The following is a 13,789-nucleotide window of genomic DNA, read 5'->3' as shown; positions in this document are numbered from 1 at the left end:
GTAGTTTTACCATCCGCTACTCGGGTCCGCATCAAATTAGCTCGCGATGCGCATAGCCATCACGAGTGCGACGTCCACCAGGTGTAGACCTGTTCCAGGCCGGTGCCTTGTGGTTCTGCCTGAGCAACGCCAAGCAAACATTCCGCGTCATTGGTCCAAGCGACCGTCGGGACCGCTTTCTGGGTCGCGCATAACAGCATGCCGCTGGTCTTGTCCGGGGTGGCGTTGCGGTGCCACGGTCCCGGCGACTGTATTCGGCCGGGGCAGTCAACCACCGCCGAGTTCTGGACAATTCCGTTAAACCCGAAGTGCAGGGCCGCGGTATCCGGGAACAACGTGAACGTCGCCGACGACGGGCCGTCCGGGTCGGAGTTCTTGCTGCACGACACGTTGGCCAATGCGTCTTTGGGCAATGTGGTCGGCTTGCAGGTACCCGGCGGATAGCCGGCCGGAAGCAGGCTCAACAGGCGGGCTTGGGCGGCGGTGTCCGGCGGTTTGGGTGCCGCGGTGGTGGATGTTGTGCCGGTGGTCTCGGCGGCCTCCGAATCGTCGTGCGAGGGGCGCAGCAGCCAGAAGGCCCCGCCGGCGAGCACGATCACCGCCGCCACGGCGGCGAGGGCCAGCAGCAGTTTCGGCTTGCGGGAGCGGCGCAGCGATCCCGGCAGCGGAGTCCCGAATTCGCCAGGCCAGGCGTGACCAGTGGGTGCTTGCGGGGGGACGGCGGGCCAGCCGCCGGCGGACGGCTGCTGGGTGCGGCCGTTGGCCGGGGGCGGACCTGGCTCGAACGGTCGGGTCGGTTCCGGAGCGTTGGCGACCTGGGCAGGCTCATACGGTCGGGTTGGTTCCGGACCGCCCCCGTGACCCGGGCCGGGTTCGAAGGGGCGGGTAGATTCCGGAGCGTTGGGGACCTGGCCGGGTTCGTACGGCCGGGTTGGTTCCGGCCCGCTTCCGCGCCCCGGATAGGACGGGCCGGACGGCACGGGCGGCGCGGGCGGCCGGCGCGACTGCTGCTGCTCGAAACCGCCGGTCGGCGGGGTGACCACCTGCGTGTGTTCGGTCGTGTCGTCAGCCAGGTCCTGATCCGACCCGCTCAACGCCTGGTAGGCGGCCCGGGCAAGCTCGCCCGCGCTGCTGTAGCGCTCGTGCGGCTCTTTCGCCATGCCCCGCGCGATCACGTCGTCGAAGGATTCCGGGACGATGCCCAGCCGCAATTGGCTGGGGCGCGGGATCGGCCGCATCAGGTGCGAGGTGATCAGCATCCGGGCGTTGTCACCCCGATACGGTGACCATCCGGTCAAGCATTCGTACAGCACGCAGGCCAACGAATAAACGTCGACCCTGTGGTCCTGCGTGGCGTCCCCGAACCGCTCCGGTGCGGAATATTTAAAAGAGGCCGCCGCGTCGCCCACCTGGGTTGCACCGTCCAAAGTGGCGGCATCGGCAATACCAAAATCGACCAAGTACGCGAAATCGTCGCGGGTGATCAGAATATTTTCCGGTTTGACGTCGCGATGGATTACCCCGGCGGTGTGCGCCGCATCCAGCGCCAATGCCACTTGGCGCACAATGCCCACCGCCCGAGTCGGCGGCAATGGACCCAACTCTTTCAACATGGCGGACAAGTCGGTGCCGTCGATTAGGCGCATATCCAAAAACAGCTGCCCATCGATCTCGCCGTAGTCGTGGATCGGCACCACATGCGGGTCTTGCAGGCGCCCGGCGGTGCGCGCTTCGCGCTGCAGCCGCTCGCGGAACGCCGGATCGTGGCTCAACACCGGTGACAGGAGCTTCAAGGCCACAACCCGCTGCTTAACCGTGTCCTGGGCCTCATATACCTCGCCCATTCCGCCACGGCCGATCAACCGGGTGAGGGTGTAGTGCCCAAACTGTGACCCCACCCGTGAACCGCGTGCGGTGTCGCTCATCGCCGACTCCTTAAGCCAACCCCACGTCCGCGCCGACGGCGGCGAGCCCACCCCACTCGCCCGCCATCGCCGCAATACTCCGGCAAATTATGACGGCAGAACCCCGGCACGTTCGTCAGACGGTAACGGTAGCAGCCGAGGGTTCCGCCCCGCCGATTACGGTGACTGCCAACGCGGTGGGTCTGACCGGGCGCTCTACCTGTGTGGACCGCCGCGAGTGACGGCCAGTACGGCTGGATCCATGAGCAGGGTGGGAGTGAACGCAATGAGCCTGGTCATCTCCGATCACGAGCGGGCGGCGCTGGCCGCGGTGACGCAGTTCCCGCTGTTGGCCGCGATCACCGGGCGGCGATCACGCCGGTTCCCGGTCGGCGGGCGGATTCCCGCCGGCGCGCTGGCGTTCACCAGCCGACGCCCGGTCCAGCCGTTATCGGAGGTCGAGCGGGCGCTGGTGCTGTCGGTGACCGGCGGCGTCACCGGGTGGCATTACGGCATCACCCACCACCCCGGCTACGCGCCGGCGCTGCCCAACTACTCCGGCAGCGCAACCGGCCGCACCTTTCCGTCGGCGGCGGGTTTCCACACCAGTCAGCTGTTCTTCACCGACGACACCGGAACCTATCTGCTACCCACCCGCGACCAGGCCCCGCGCGCATTCGGCGGCATCGAGGAATGGATCGGCCACACCGCCGAATCGTATGTTCGCATTTCGGATTCGCGGCTGGAACTTCCGCGCGAAGAGCCCTATATGGAGGGCCACAACACCTGGATCGGCAACCATCCGGGCAGCCTGCTGGCGTTTCCGGTGGCCGACCTCGCCGAGCATCTGATGGAAAATCTGTGGTTCTTCGCCGCCAACGGCTACCGCATTTTCGACGACATCAACCATCGCCCGATCGGCGGCACCGAACGCTTTGCCGGATTGCGCCACGCCGACGACCCGATCCCGCTGTCGTTTGTGGAGCAGTACACGCTGACCGAAGCCAGCGCGGAACTCGCCATCGCCGCGAACAACGGGATGCTGGCGCTGCAGGCGATCGGGCTGGGCGGCTGGATCTACGACGGGCTGGACCGGCTGTCGGTGTTGGGTGGCTCCGGTGACCCGAAGGCGCCCGGGTTAGGTTTTGTCTCCGACAGCGACGATCGGTGGCCGTTCCCGAACGCCACCGGTCTGCCCGGATACTTCGAGACACTGAGCCCACCCCATGTGCCGTCGGTGGCGGCGGGCGTCGAGAAGCTCGTCGCGCGCAAGTTCGGTCCCGGCGGCCCATTTCACTCCGACACCGCCGGGCCCTGGTCGGAGACGGCGCGGGTGCGGGCGTCCGCGCTGCCGCCCGACGCCATTCAGGAACTGGTCACGCTGGAGGCGACCTACATCTACGACACGTTCGGCAAGCTGCCCGGCACGGTGCCGACCGTGCACGTCCTGATGTATCTGCAGGCCCAACATCTCGACCTCGACTTCTACGACGAGCTGTTCGCTCCCGGCGCGTACTTGCCGACACACGCCGAACACCAGGCCCGCTGGCATCGGTCGTGATGCCCTGGCAACAGGTTGTGGCCCGCCGCCGAACGACTCCTCACGACGTCTCAGTCGGTGGTGTGGACGATCAGCACGTCGGTCTTGGCCCTGCGGGAGACTTCGGATGGAACCGATCCCAGCAGCCGCCCGGCGACGCTGCCGAGTCCGACATTGCCGACGACCAGCAGGTCGGCATGGACGTCCTCGGCGAGTTGCACCAGCGCGTTGATGGGGGCGCCGACGATCGACTTCTCCTCCACGTTCTTGGCCCCGGCCTTGTGCGCCCGCTCCCTGGCGTCCCGCAGCAGCGCGTAGATGGGGGCGTCGCCCACCAGTCGGTAGTCCTCGCCGTGTGTGCTGCCCGGCGGCACGCTCCAACCGCCGCGTTCCTCGGGGGCGGGGGGATGCGCCGTCGCAACGATCAATTTCGCGCCATGATCCGAAGCGATCGCGCCTGCGCGGTCCACCGCACGCAGCGACGAGTCCGAGCCATCGGTGCCGACCACGACGGTCTGATAGGCGCTCATTTCCCCCACAGTGTAAACGCCGCCGCCGGGCAACCGCCGAAGTTGCCGTTCCCGTGCCGTCGACGGTTCGGTTCGCTTAGCGTGAGCTATGACAACAGCCGACCCGGCCTCGGTCCTCCCCACTTCGCGCAAGATCCTCTGCCTCGGCTACGGCGTTATCGCCGTCGCCGCGCTCGTCGCCACCTGGAGTCAGAATGCGGCCTACCTCGACCAGTCCGCCCGGTTCCTGCTCGAATTCATTAACGACTCCAAGGTCACACCGGCATCGCGTTCGATGAGTGCCGACGCTCTGCTGGTCGCCCTCTCTGCAGTCATCCTGATGGTGATCGAGGCCAGAAGGCATGGCGTTAAGTACGTTTGGCTCTACATTGCAGGCGCATTTGTCACCGCGATCAGTGTTACGTTTCCGCTGTTTCTGATCGCGCGCGAATTACGCATGGGCACCTCCGACGCGCCCCGCCTTAGCGCGACAGACACGATCCTGCTGGCAGTCGTCGCCGTGGCGACCGTGGCGTGGACTGTCTGGGTAGACGTGGGGTGACTCTCCACAGTCTGTGCCGTGGTATCCAGCAAGGTTTTCCATCAGCGTGAACGCAAACCAACGCGATGCACAGCGGTGACCTGCCGGTTAGGCTCGCCCAGGTGACATCCCGCAGGTCGGCTTACTTGGTGCTCGCATCGCAACGCAGCGGCAGCACATTGCTGGTGGAGTCGTTGCGCGCCACCGGCGTGGCTGGGGAACCGCAGGAGTTCTTCCAGTACTTACCGAGCACCAGTCAAGCCCCGCAGCCACGTGAGTGGTTCGCCGGCGTGGACGATGAATCCATCCTGCGACTGCTCGATCCGCTCGACGCGGGCACCCCCGACCTCGCGCCCGCCGAAGTGTGGCGGGACTACATCAGGACGGTCGGCCGTACCCCCAACGGCGTGTGGGGTGGCAAGCTGATGTGGAACCAGACCCCGTTGCTGTTACACCGAGCCAAGAACCTGCCGAACCGCTCCGGCGACGGACTGCTGGCGGCCATCCGTGACGTCATCGGCACCGACCCGGTTCTCGTGCATGTCTACCGCCCAGATGTGGTGTCCCAAGCGGTGTCGTTTTGGCGTGCGGTGCAGACCCGCGTCTGGCGGGGGCGCCCACACCCGGAGCGTGATGCCCGCGCCGAATACCACGCCGGCGCAATAGCGCACGTCGTCACCATGCTGCGCGAGCAGGAACAGGGCTGGCGGACGTGGTTCGACGAAGAAGGCGTCTCTCCCATCGACGTGCCCTACCCAGTGCTGTGGCGCAACCTCACCCAGATTGTCGGCACGGTGCTCGAGGCGCTCGGCGAGGATCCCCGGCTGGCGCCCGCCCCCGTGCTCGAACGCCAAGCCGATCAGCGATCCGACGAGTGGGTGGAACGATACCGCGCCGACGCCGAGAAAGCGGGGCTCCCAACATGACCGACACCATTCACGTCGACGAACTGCGCTTGCTGGAAGCCGAAGCGGTGCACATCATCCGCGAAGTGGTCGCCGAGCTGACCAAACCGGTGCTGCTGTTTTCCGCGGGCAAGGATTCGATCGTGCTACTCCGGTTGGCGGAGAAGGCGTTTCGGCCGGCACCCCTGCCGTTCCCGGTGCTGCATGTCGACACCGGCCACAACTTCGGTGAAGTGATCGAATTCCGGGACCGCCGGCTGGCCGAGCACGGCCACAAGCTCATCGTCGGCTCGGTTCAGGAGTCTATCGACCGCGGTCGCGTTCCCGACCCGGGTTTCGGGGGCTCCCGCAACCGGCAGCAGACCCGCACCCTGCTCGACACCCTGGAAGCACACGGATTCGACGCGGCCTTCGGCGGAGCCCGCCGCGACGAGGAACGCGCCCGGGCCAAGGAGCGCATCCTTAGCTTCCGCGACGAATTCGGCCAGTGGGATCCGCGCGCGCAACGGCCCGAGCCGTGGTCGCTGTACAACGGCCGCATCAAAAAGGGTGAGCAGGTACGCGTCTTCCCGCTGAGCAACTGGACCGAACTGGACATCTGGCGCTACATCGAGTTGGAAAACCTCGAGCTGCCGTCCATCTACTTCGCGCACCAGCGCGAGGTGTTCGAACGCGACGGCATCCTGCTCGCGGTATCGGAATATGCGCAGCCGGCGAACGGCGAAGCATCGGCGGTGGAGTGGGTGCGCTACCGCACCGTCGGCGATCTGACGATCACCGGCGCGGTGCGGTCAACAGCCGTCGACATCGCCGGGGTGATCGCCGAAATCTCGGCGGCCACGGTGTCCGAGCGGGGCGAGACTCGCGCCGACGACCGGACGTCGGTCGCCGCGATGGAAGACCGCAAACGCGAAGGGTACTTCTGATGACGCGTCAGCTGCTTCGACTCGCCACAGCGGGATCGGTCGACGACGGCAAGAGCACCCTGATCGGGCGGCTGCTGCACGACACCGACAGCCTGCCCCTGGATCACCTGAAAGCCGTCACCGACGAGGCCGGCGTCGCCGACCTGGCGGCGCTGTCCGACGGCCTGCGCGCCGAACGGGAGCAGGGCATTACGATTGATGTCGCCTACCGGTTCTTTTCCACCGACACCCGCAGCTACATCCTGGCCGACACCCCGGGCCACGAGCGCTACACCCGCAACATGTTCACCGGGGCGTCCAACGCCCATGTCGCGATCCTGCTGGTCGACGCCCGAGCCGGGGTGCTTCGTCAAACCAACCGGCACGCCCGCATCGCGAAACTACTGGGCATCAAACACTTCGTCGCCACGGTGAACAAGATCGACCTGCTCGACTTCGACGAACAACGGTTCAACGAGGTGGCCGACGAGCTGCAGCAGCTGGCGGCTCGGCTCGGCGGCGCCGAGATCACCGTCATCCCGATCGCGGCCAAGTTCGGGGACAATGTGGTGCACCGCTCGAAGCGCACCCCCTGGTACACCGGCCCTCCGCTGCTGGAGTACCTGGAGAATGTGGAACTTTCTGCGCCGCAACCCCAAGCCGCCAAACTCCGGCTGCCCGTGCAATGGGTGTCCCGTCCGACGGCCGAGCAACGCCGCCGTTACACCGGTCGTTTAGCGTCCGGCACACTGAGCGTCGGCGATCCGGTGATCAGCCTGCCGGCCGGTACCCGCTCAACCGTGACAGCGGTCGACACGCTCGACGACGACCGAGCAACCGCGGTCGCGCCGCTGTCCGTTTCGATCGAGTTGGCCGACGACATCGACGTCGGCCGCGGCGACGTGCTGGTCAGCGGCGCCGACGACGCGGCCTTGCCGGTGCTGGCCCGTGAGCTCGATGCGACGGTGTGCTGGTTTAGCGACACGCCGCTGCGGGCCGGGGATCGGTTGGCGCTCAAACAGGCCGCCAATACGGTTCGGGCCACGGTGCAGGCGTTACACAGCCGGCTCGACCCCGAGACGCTCGACGACCAGGACGATCCGGTCGAACTGGTGCTCAACGACATCGGCTCGATCACGTTGCGTACCAGTTCGGTGGTGATCGCCGACCCGTACGCCGAGAATCGGGACAGCGGCGCATTCATCCTGATCGACGAACATTCCAACGACACCGTCGGCGCGGGCACCATCACCGAGCCGCGCGAAGTCAAACCCGGTGCGCAGACCCGTAACGACATCCGGTGGCACCCGTCGTCATTGAACCGCGACTTCCGTTGGACGGCGACCGGGCAACGCGGTGCGACGGTGTGGTTTACCGGGTTGCCCGCGTCGGGCAAATCGACGATTGCGGTGGCCGTCGAACGGGCACTGGTCGAATCCGGCCGAGTCGCCTATCTGCTGGATGGCGACAACATCCGGCATGGCCTGTCCGACGATCTCGGCTTCTCCGCGGGCGATCGCGCCGAGAATATCCGTCGTGTCGGGCATCTGACCCGTCTGCTGGCCGACGCCGGCGTGGTGGCCTTGGCCTCGCTGGTATCGCCGCTGAGATCCGACCGGGAGATAGCGCGCACGCTCAACGATGCCGCGAAGCTGCCGTTCGTCGAGGTGTACGTGGCCACGCCGCTGGCTGAATGCGAAAAGCGCGATCCTAAAGGGCTCTACGCCCGCGCCAGGGCAGGCGAGCTCAAAGGCCTCACCGGCGTCGAGGCGCCATACGAGGAGCCGGAAAACCCCGATCTGGTTCTCGACACCACCGGCGTCGACATCGAGACGTTGGTCGCCAAGGTGCTCGAGGCGCTTGACCGGGTCAGCTAACCGACCGTAAAGCGTTGGGTTGATCCAACTCGGAGACGGCCGCACGATGAACCGGTGGCCGTGGCGCGGACGGGGCGAGTGAACAGACCGAGCTGCCGTTCGACGGCCTCAAATACCCGGAGGGGGTGGCGGTGGATTCGGCGGGAAACATCTACGTCGCCGACGCCGGCACCAACCGGGTGGTGAAGCTGCTAACGGGGTGTCACCCGCCGAGGTCTCCACGGACCCCATCATGGCAGCACCAGCGGACGGCAGCTCGGGCTTTCCGCGACGCATCGGTCGCGCCGGCCAGCCCGATGCCGGACGGCAAGGCCCGCGGGCATGCGTCCTCGGGCTGACGCTGCTGGTCAGAAGGGAGGCGGTTCGTTGTTGCGGGCCAATTCGGCCAAGCGTTTTCGGTGTTCTTCGGCGAGCCGGGTTTCGTTGATCCGGCGTTCGCAGGTGATGCGGTAGCGACGTGCTTGGGCGCGGGTGCGGCTACGTCGCGGCATCATCACCCCGCGCCCGGTGTGGGGTAGCTGGGTTGCGGTGGGCAGCACCAGTTTGCCGGTGGGGGCAGCCAATACCGGGAAGAAGATCGCCCCGCCGGGGCTGGTGGTGTAGATGCGCCCGCTGGGCGACGTCCAGATCACAGTCCCGTCGGGCAATTGGCGGTCCGCCCAACCGCCCAGCCCGGTGTAGAAAGTTTTGAGCAAATGGTGAAATCTACAGAGCAGCTTGAGGTTTGACGGGTGGGTGGGGCCAAGCGGATGCGGGACGGTGTGGTCGATGTCGCAGCGGATCGCCGGCTCATCGCAGCCCGGGAACCTACACGTTAGATCACGCAGTCGGACGAACTCGGCCAGCGCCGTCGACGGCCGATACCCTGCCTCCGGCGCCGTCGACGGCCACACCAGCGGCTTGAGTTTGGCGGTGCGCGCCATCTCACTCAGCACGCTGGCCGGTATTGGGCCAAACCCGGGCAGATATCCCGGCGCGTGGCCGTCCCCGTCCAAGGTGGCCTGCTCCGCCAGGACATGGACCATCACGTCGGTGCCCGCTCGCCGGCCTGCTGCCGGGCACTGCGGGGAGCCGCATTCACAGCGCAGTGCGTCCAGGCCGGCGGCCAACGCGCCGAACGCGTCCGCCCGCCGTTGTTTCTTGGTGCGCGGGTCATCCGGGCACACCGTGGCCGCCAACGCATCGAGCCGCTGATCCAAGGCGGCTCCGTCGGTGGCGTGCACCTGCGCCCAGATCCCGGCCAGCCCGGAATCGGTGGGTCCGATCTCGACATAGCGGTCCTGGTTGCGCTGGCCGGGCACCCGCCGCCCGGCAGGATCAAACCGGGCGATCCACATGTCAATGCGCTCAAATAGTTTGGGTTTGGAAAACCGCATCCACTTGGGCGCATGCTTGGCCACGGCGGCATCGAGCTTGGCGACCAGCACCGGGTCTTGGACTAACTCGCTGCGATACACCACCGCGGCCATCACCCGAAAATCAATGTCCCCGCGCGCGAACGCCTCAGCAACCCGAGGCAGCCGCTCCCGCAACTCGATCGCATACCGCAGCCGGCCCCGTGCCCGGCCCCGACTGATCCCCAGCGCTGCAGACACTTCGGCGACCAGATTGTCATAGCCATCCACCGCCCAGTTCGCCCGCTCGATTTCGCCCTCGGGCGCCCGGCGCACATACAGCTCGCCGATGGCGGCCAACTCCCGCGCGCACATTGCGTTCTGCGCACGTGAAGCCGCGGCAATAGCATCGATCACCCCAGCGTCATCGACACCGACAAAAGGCTCGGTGACCTGCGACGATGGTGTGTTATCGAACATAGTCCCGACGCTACACCCACCCCCCGACAAGCCTTGGGCAGCGCCGCGGCGGCTAGTTCAGCAGGCGAACTGCGCCAAGTCGCGAACGGGGGGTCTGCCCGGCGCCACGGACCGATGCGGCCGCTTACAGCCAGGTGTCCTCGGTGGTGGCGGTCAAAAACGCCTCCAGATCGTCACGCCACTGCGCCGGGGTGGTCTTGTCCGGCTCGATACCGGTGTAGTCGCCGCGGTAGAACAGCAGCGGCCGCGGTTTGATCGCCGGCGGCTCCGACAGTGACTGCACCGCCCCGAACACCACGAAGTGATCGCCCCCGTCGTGCACGTCGGCGACCGTGCAGTCGATGTGCGCCAACGACCCCGCGATAATCGGAGACCCCAACGCCGAAGGCTCCCAGTCGATCCCGGCGAACTTGTCGGGCTCCTTGGAGCCGAACCGCGCCGAGACGTGCTTCTGCGACTCGGTGAGCACGTTCACGCAGAACCGCCCGCTGGCCTCGATGGCCTGCCAGGACCGGGACACCTTGGTGGGGCAGAACAACACCAGCGGCGGGTCCAGCGACAACGCCGCGAACGACTGGCAGGCAAACCCGATCGGGACATCCTCGTGCACGGTGGTGATGATGGTGATCCCGGTGCAGAACTGGCCCAGCACGTTACGGAACGCGCGCGGGTCGAGCGGTGCTGCAGACATTACTGCCCGCGCGCGCCGACGGTGAAGTCGTGACCCCACAGGCTCACCGCGGTGCTCTCTCGGGCGATCCAGTCGTGGTCATCGACTTGCAGTCCCTCGCAACCGAATTCGATGTCGAACCCACCCGGGGTCTTCATGTAGAAGGACAGCATCTTGTCGTTGACATGCCGGCCCAGCGTCGCCGACATCGGCACCTTGCGCCGCAGCGCCCGATCCAGGCACAAGCCCACATCGTCGGACTCGCCGACTTCGATCATCAGGTGCACGATCCCGCTCGGGGTGGGCATCGGCAGAAACGCCAGGCTGTGATGGCGCGGGTTGCAGCCGAAGAAACGCAGCCAGGCCGGGGCGCCGTCGGCCGGGCGGCCGACGAACTGCGGCGGCAGCCGCATCGAGTCGCGCAGCCGGAATCCGAGCACATCGCGGTAGAAGTGCAGCGCCTCGGCGTCGTCGCGGGTAGACAGCACCACGTGACCCAGGCCCTGCTCCCCGGTGACGAACCTATGCCCGTACGGGCTGACCACCCTGCGGTGTTCGAGCGCGGCGCCGTGGAACACCTCCAAGTTATTGCCCGACGGGTCCTGGAAGACGATCATCTCGTCGACCCGGCGATCGGCCAGCTCCGCGGCGGTGGCCTCCTTGTAGGGTGTGCCCTCCAGCTCCAGCCGTTTCCGGATGTCCTGCAGGCCGGCGGCGTCGGCGCATTCCCAACCGGCCACCGAGAGCCGATCGTGGTCGCCGGGCACGATCACCAGCCGGGCCGGAAAGTCGTCCATCCGCAGATACAGCGCACCTTCGGTGGCACCGGCGCCCTCGACCATGCCGAGCACCTTTAAACCGTACTCGCGCCAGGCCGCCACGTCGGTGGCCTCGATGCGCAGATACCCCAGTGACCGGATGCTCATCACGCACCTCCCAGAAAATCTGCGGTCAGCTTATTGAACTCGTCGAACTTCTCTACCTGTACCCAATGTCCGCACTGCCCAAAGACGTGCAACTGCACGCGCGGAATCGTCTTCACCGCGACCAGCGCACCGTCCAGCGGGTTCACCCGGTCCTCGCGGCCCCACATCAGCAGCACCGGCTGCCGCAGCCGATACACCTCGCGCCACATCATGCCGAGCTCGAAGTCGGCTCCGGAGAACGACATTCCCATCGCGCGGGCCGCCGCCAGCGATTCCGGTGTGCTGGCCAGCGCGAACCGCTGCTCCACCAGCTCGGGGGTGATCAGCTTCTTGTCGTAGACCATCACCTTGAGGAACGCTTCCAGGTTCTCCCGGGTGGGTTCCATGGAGAACGCGCTGAGCTTCTTGACGCCTTCGGTGGGGTCGGGGGCGAACAGGTTCACGCTCAGGCCCCCCGGCCCCATCAGCACCAACCGGCCGGCCAGTTCGGGGTAGTCCAGCGCGAAGCGGACCGCGGTGCCACCGCCCAGCGAATTGCCGACCAGCGGGGTGCGCCCCAGGCCGAGCTGGTCGAACAGCCCCTTGAGCGCCGTTGCGGCGTACCGGTTGAACTGCGGATGCTCGGCGCGCTTGTCCGACAGGCCGTAGCCGGGCTGGTCGACGGCCAGCACGTGGAAGCGCTGCGCCAGCACCCCGATGTTGCGGGACCAGTTGGTCCAGCTGGCCGCGCCCGGCCCGCCGCCGTGCAGCAGCACGATGGTCTGGTCGTTGCCGATACCGGCCTCGTGGTAGTGCAGCCTCAGCGGGCCGTCCACGTCGACTTCGGCGAAACGCGAAGTGGATTCGAAAGTCAGCTCGTCAGTCGCGGTCACGGGCTAGACCATGGTGTCGCCGGGCGGCAGCCCGAACTCGTGGTTGCCGAAGATCACGTAGGCCCGCTCCGGGTCGTTGGCGGCGTGCACCCGACCGGCGTGCGCATCGCGCCAGAACCGCTGCACCGGCGCGTCATTGGCCAACGCGGTGGCGCCGGACGCCTCGAACAGCCGGTCGACCGAGGCGATCGCCCGACCGGTGGCGCGCACCTGGTCGCGGCGGGCCCGGGCCCGCAGCTCGAACGGGATCTCCTTGCCGGCCGACAGCAGCGCGTACTCGTCGGACACGTTGCCGATCAGCTGCCGCCAGGCGGCGTCGATGTCGCTGGCCGCCTCGGCGATGCGGACCTTGGCGAACGGGTCGTCCTTGGCCTTCTCCCCGGCGAACGCCGCGCGCACCCGCTTGCCCTGATGCTCGACGTGGGCGTCGTACGCACCGTAGGCCATCCCGACGATCGGGGCCGAAATGGTGGTGGGATGCACGGTGCCCCACGGCATCTTGTACACCGGCGCGGTGTTGGTTTCATATCCGCCGGCGCTGTGGTCGTTCATCGCCTTGTAGGACAAGAAGCGGTGCCGCGGCACGAACACGTCCTTGACCACGACGGTGTTGCTGCCGGTGCCGCGCAACCCGACCACGTTCCACACGTCGTCGATGCGGTACTCGCTGCGCGGGATCAGGAAGCTGCCGAAGTCGACCGGGCGGCCGTCCTTGATGACCGGGCCGCCCAGGAACGCCCAGGTGGCGTGGTCACAACCCGAGGACCAGTTCCAGGAGCCGCTGACCAGGTAGCCGCCGTCGACCACGGTGCCCGCACCCATCGGCGCGTACGAGGAGGAAACCCGCACGCTGGGGTCCTCGCCCCAGACCTCCTCCTGAGCCTGTTGGTCGAACAGCGCCAGGTGCCAGTTGTGCACCCCGATGATGGAGGCCACCCAGCCGGTCGAACCGCAGGCGCTGGCCAGCCGGCGGACCGCCTCGTAGAACACCGCCGGGTCGCACTGCAGGCCGCCCCACTGCTCGGGCTGCAGCAGCTTGAAGAAACCGACGTCGTCAAGGGCCTTGACGGTTTCGTCGGGCAGCCGACGCAGGTCTTCGGTCGCCTGAGCACGCTCACGCAGCTGCGGCAGCAGCTCGTCGATGCCGGCTAGGACCGACTGCACGTCACGCTGTTCAATGGACGTCACTGGATGCCTCCCGGGAGTACGGGCCGAGGTACCGACCTAGACAGAGATTAGAACACGTTCCGATTCGTGTCGAGCACGGTATTCCTGCGGCTGGTAGCGCTAGGTAACCAGTTTTTTGTAACCTGTTCTAGTTATGAC

At 66.9% G+C, this 13,789-nt stretch carries 12 protein-coding genes and 1 pseudogene; 6 read left to right on the top strand and 7 right to left on the bottom strand.

What is annotated here, in order from left to right; translation table 11 throughout:
- Positions 1 to 59: 59 nt before the first annotated feature.
- The gene (locus ACAG26_RS04600) at positions 60 to 1,925 is read right to left on the bottom strand and encodes a protein kinase (RefSeq protein WP_370479925.1); all 1,866 of its coding nucleotides are present in this window, start codon (positions 1,923 to 1,925) and stop codon (positions 60 to 62) included.
- 265 nt (positions 1,926 to 2,190) lie between these two features.
- Here ACAG26_RS04600 and ACAG26_RS04595 point away from each other — a divergent pair, with 265 nt between their 5' ends.
- Positions 2,191 to 3,465, top strand: a complete 1,275-nt coding sequence (locus ACAG26_RS04595; RefSeq protein ID WP_370480387.1) for a hypothetical protein — start codon at positions 2,191 to 2,193, stop codon at positions 3,463 to 3,465.
- Positions 3,466 to 3,515: 50 nt separating this feature from the next.
- Here the strand turns inward: ACAG26_RS04595 and ACAG26_RS04590 are convergent, their stop codons facing one another.
- On the bottom strand, positions 3,516 to 3,974 hold the full coding sequence (locus tag ACAG26_RS04590; RefSeq protein ID WP_370479923.1) for a universal stress protein: 459 nt from the start codon (positions 3,972 to 3,974) through the stop codon (positions 3,516 to 3,518).
- A gap of 88 nt (positions 3,975 to 4,062) precedes the next feature.
- Between ACAG26_RS04590 and ACAG26_RS04585 the strand changes: the two genes are divergently transcribed.
- The 5 genes and pseudogenes from ACAG26_RS04585 to ACAG26_RS04565 all read left to right on the top strand — a co-directional run.
- Complete coding sequence (locus tag ACAG26_RS04585; protein WP_370479920.1) at positions 4,063 to 4,515, top strand: DUF2834 domain-containing protein; 453 nt, start codon at positions 4,063 to 4,065, stop codon at positions 4,513 to 4,515.
- 101 nt (positions 4,516 to 4,616) lie between these two features.
- On the top strand, positions 4,617 to 5,420 hold the full coding sequence (locus ACAG26_RS04580) for a Stf0 family sulfotransferase (protein ID WP_370479918.1): 804 nt from the start codon (positions 4,617 to 4,619) through the stop codon (positions 5,418 to 5,420).
- Complete coding sequence (gene cysD, locus ACAG26_RS04575) at positions 5,417 to 6,325, top strand: sulfate adenylyltransferase subunit CysD (protein WP_370479915.1); 909 nt, start codon at positions 5,417 to 5,419, stop codon at positions 6,323 to 6,325. Before ACAG26_RS04580 ends, cysD begins: the two co-directional genes overlap by 4 nt.
- Entirely contained in the window at positions 6,325 to 8,181 is a 1,857-nt protein-coding gene (gene cysC, locus ACAG26_RS04570) for an adenylyl-sulfate kinase (protein ID WP_370479913.1), read from the top strand. Before cysD ends, cysC begins: the two co-directional genes overlap by 1 nt.
- Before the next feature lie 65 nt (positions 8,182 to 8,246).
- Positions 8,247 to 8,381: pseudogene (locus ACAG26_RS04565) on the top strand (SBBP repeat-containing protein); the annotation flags it as partial.
- Positions 8,382 to 8,528: 147 nt separating this feature from the next.
- On the opposite strand, the gene ACAG26_RS04560 reads toward ACAG26_RS04565, so the two are convergent.
- From ACAG26_RS04560 to hsaA, 5 genes are all read right to left on the bottom strand, one after another.
- Positions 8,529 to 9,995, bottom strand: a complete 1,467-nt coding sequence (locus ACAG26_RS04560) for an HNH endonuclease signature motif containing protein (protein ID WP_370479910.1) — start codon at positions 9,993 to 9,995, stop codon at positions 8,529 to 8,531.
- A 124-nt stretch (positions 9,996 to 10,119) separates the two neighbouring features.
- Positions 10,120 to 10,686 (bottom strand): 3-hydroxy-9,10-secoandrosta-1,3,5(10)-triene-9,17-dione monooxygenase reductase subunit, encoded by a 567-nt coding sequence (gene hsaB, locus ACAG26_RS04555; RefSeq protein ID WP_370479908.1) that lies wholly within the window; start codon positions 10,684 to 10,686, stop codon positions 10,120 to 10,122.
- Positions 10,686 to 11,591: an iron-dependent extradiol dioxygenase HsaC gene (gene hsaC / locus ACAG26_RS04550; protein ID WP_370479905.1), complete on the bottom strand. Its 906-nt coding sequence runs from the start codon at positions 11,589 to 11,591 to the stop codon at positions 10,686 to 10,688. Before hsaC ends, hsaB begins: the two co-directional genes overlap by 1 nt.
- A complete protein-coding gene (gene hsaD, locus ACAG26_RS04545; protein ID WP_370479900.1) occupies positions 11,591 to 12,463 on the bottom strand; it encodes a 4,5:9,10-diseco-3-hydroxy-5,9,17-trioxoandrosta-1(10),2-diene-4-oate hydrolase in 873 nt (290 codons plus the stop codon). Before hsaD ends, hsaC begins: the two co-directional genes overlap by 1 nt.
- Before the next feature lie 3 nt (positions 12,464 to 12,466).
- Positions 12,467 to 13,651, bottom strand: coding sequence for a 3-hydroxy-9,10-secoandrosta-1,3,5(10)-triene-9,17-dione monooxygenase oxygenase subunit (hsaA, locus tag ACAG26_RS04540; protein ID WP_370479897.1), 1,185 nt, complete (start codon positions 13,649 to 13,651; stop codon positions 12,467 to 12,469).
- Between the last annotated feature and the right edge of the window lie 138 nt (positions 13,652 to 13,789).

It is taken from the genome of Mycobacterium sp. pUA109 (genome assembly GCF_041287095.1).
Taxonomy (GTDB): Bacteria; Actinomycetota; Actinomycetes; order Mycobacteriales; family Mycobacteriaceae; genus Mycobacterium.
This window is presented reverse-complemented; position numbering and strand designations above follow the sequence as displayed.

Coding starts and splice junctions, on each gene's coding strand:
- ACAG26_RS04600 (WP_370479925.1), bottom strand. CDS start 1,925: ATGAGCGACACCGCACGCGGTTCACGGGTGGGGTCACAGTTTGGGCAC.
- ACAG26_RS04595 (WP_370480387.1), top strand. CDS start 2,191: ATGAGCCTGGTCATCTCCGATCACGAGCGGGCGGCGCTGGCCGCGGTG.
- ACAG26_RS04590 (WP_370479923.1), bottom strand. CDS start 3,974: ATGAGCGCCTATCAGACCGTCGTGGTCGGCACCGATGGCTCGGACTCG.
- ACAG26_RS04585 (WP_370479920.1), top strand. CDS start 4,063: ATGACAACAGCCGACCCGGCCTCGGTCCTCCCCACTTCGCGCAAGATC.
- cysD (WP_370479915.1), top strand. CDS start 5,417: ATGACCGACACCATTCACGTCGACGAACTGCGCTTGCTGGAAGCCGAA.
- cysC (WP_370479913.1), top strand. CDS start 6,325: ATGACGCGTCAGCTGCTTCGACTCGCCACAGCGGGATCGGTCGACGAC.
- ACAG26_RS04560 (WP_370479910.1), bottom strand. CDS start 9,995: ATGTTCGATAACACACCATCGTCGCAGGTCACCGAGCCTTTTGTCGGT.
- hsaB (WP_370479908.1), bottom strand. CDS start 10,686: ATGTCTGCAGCACCGCTCGACCCGCGCGCGTTCCGTAACGTGCTGGGC.
- hsaC (WP_370479905.1), bottom strand. CDS start 11,591: ATGAGCATCCGGTCACTGGGGTATCTGCGCATCGAGGCCACCGACGTG.